This is a genomic window from Pseudarthrobacter oxydans (assembly GCF_013314975.1).
Lineage (GTDB): Bacteria > Actinomycetota > Actinomycetes > Actinomycetales > Micrococcaceae > Arthrobacter > Arthrobacter oxydans.
In genome coordinates this window covers 1-1,814 of the sequence record NZ_JABTYH010000075.1, presented here as the reverse complement: position 1 = coordinate 1,814, position 1,814 = coordinate 1, and the positions used below count along the sequence as shown (strand labels likewise).

Genomic DNA, 1,814 nt, shown 5'->3' with positions numbered 1-1,814 from the left:
GAGACTGCTGAAATATCCGTTGGTTTAGGCGCGTCGGCTGGACTGGTGAGGCTGGTGATTAAGACTGGTCTTATGCAGGGACGCGAGGACGCGCAACGCGGGTATTTGGATGTGGAGGCACTGGCCGGAGAGTTGTTGGCTCCGGGCAGTGTCTTTGCATTTCTGGCCAAGAACAGGGGGCGGTTGTTCCCGGATTCGATGATGGAGGATCTGTTCCCGTCGCGGCGGGGCCGGCCCTCGGTTCCGGCGCCGGTGATCGGTTCGGTGCTGGTGTTGCAGGCGTTGCAGGGGCTCTCTGACCGGGAAACGGCGGAGGCTTTGACGTTTGATCTGCGGTGGAAGGCCGCGTGCGGGTACGGGCTGACCGATACGGCGTTCCATCCGAGCACGCTGACGTACTGGCGGAGGCGGCTGGCGGCATCGAAGAACCCGCACCGGATCATGGAAGCGATCGCCGATGTTATCGCCGGGACCGGGGTCCTGCAGGGCAAGCGCCGCCGGGCAGTGGATTCAACGGTCCTTGATGACGCCGTCGCCCGGCAGGACACGATCACGCAGCTGATCGCCGCGGTCCGCCGCTTCGGCCGTGATGTCCCTGGCGGACAGGAGCTGGTCGCCACCCGGGCGACCGGCTATGACTACACCCGAACCGGCAAACCGGACATCGCCTGGGATGACCAGGACGCCAAAGACGGGCTGATCTCCGCGCTTGTCACCGACGCGCTGGCGTTGCTCGCCGCGGTCGATCCCGAAACTTTGGAGGGTAAGCCCGCTGATGCGTATGCGCTGCTGGCCTTGGTTGCCGGGCAGGACGTGGAACCGGCTGAGGACTCGGACGGGACCGACGGGAGGTGGCGGATCGCCCGCAAGGTCGCCCCGGACCGGCTGATCTCCACCGTGGACCCGGATGCCCGGCATGCGCATAAGACCCGGTCCCGTCAGCAGGACGGATTCAAGGCGCACATTGTCATCGAGCCTGAGACTGGGCTCATCACCGCCGGTGAGCTGACAAAGGCCTCCGGTCCGGAGAACAGTGACGGGACCGTCGGTGCCCGGCTGATCGGCATGGATCCCACGATCACCAACACCAGCGTGGACGTCCTGGCCGATTCGGCCTACGGTTCCGGGGAAATGCTCGCCGCTCTCACCCGCACCGGCCATACCCCGGTGATCAAACCCTGGCCGCTGCGCCCGGCCGTCGAAAGCGGGTTCACCCTCGATGACTTCAGCGTCGATGAAGCAGCCGGCACCGCGACCTGCCCGAACGGCATCACCAAGACCATCACCGTCAAACGGCGGGTTACGTTCGGCGCCGCCTGCACCGGCTGCCCGTTCCGGGCCCGGTGCACCGCCTCACCGCGGGGACGCAAACTCGAACTCCACGAACACGACGCCTTACTGCGCGAACACCGTCAACGCGCCTCGGATCCGGCCTTCCAGGACGACTACCGCACGCACCGGCCGATGGTCGAGCGGTCCATAGCCTGGCTAACCCGCGGCAATCGCCGCGTTCGGCACCGCGGCGTCAGCCGGAACAACGCCTGGCTGCAACTGCGGATCGCGGGACTGAACCTGCGACGCCTGCTCAACCTCGGACTGACCAGGAACGAGGGATCATGGGCGCTGGGATGAACCAACCGTTCGGACCCGTCCCCTCCGACCACTGAATGATGTCCCACAGCCGGGTGCACAATGAAATAAGCGGGCGGAACGACCCCGTTATCGCACCTAGAGTGCTGACCTAACACGCCGCTTGACGGCCATTGGTGGCGTTCCGCTCGCCCCAACACCACCGTTGTTCAGCAGTCTCCTAG

The 1,814-nt window shown here is 65.6% G+C and carries 1 protein-coding gene; it reads left to right on the top strand.

Going from position 1 to position 1,814, the window contains the following annotated elements; all coding sequences use genetic code 11:
- Positions 1 to 72: 72 nt before the first annotated feature.
- Positions 73 to 1,632, top strand: a complete 1,560-nt coding sequence (locus tag HTS88_RS21910) for an IS1182 family transposase (RefSeq protein ID WP_174182296.1) — start codon at positions 73 to 75, stop codon at positions 1,630 to 1,632.
- The last annotated feature ends 182 nt before the right edge of the window (positions 1,633 to 1,814 follow it).

Coding starts and splice junctions, on each gene's coding strand:
- HTS88_RS21910 (WP_174182296.1), top strand. CDS start 73: ATGCAGGGACGCGAGGACGCGCAACGCGGGTATTTGGATGTGGAGGCA.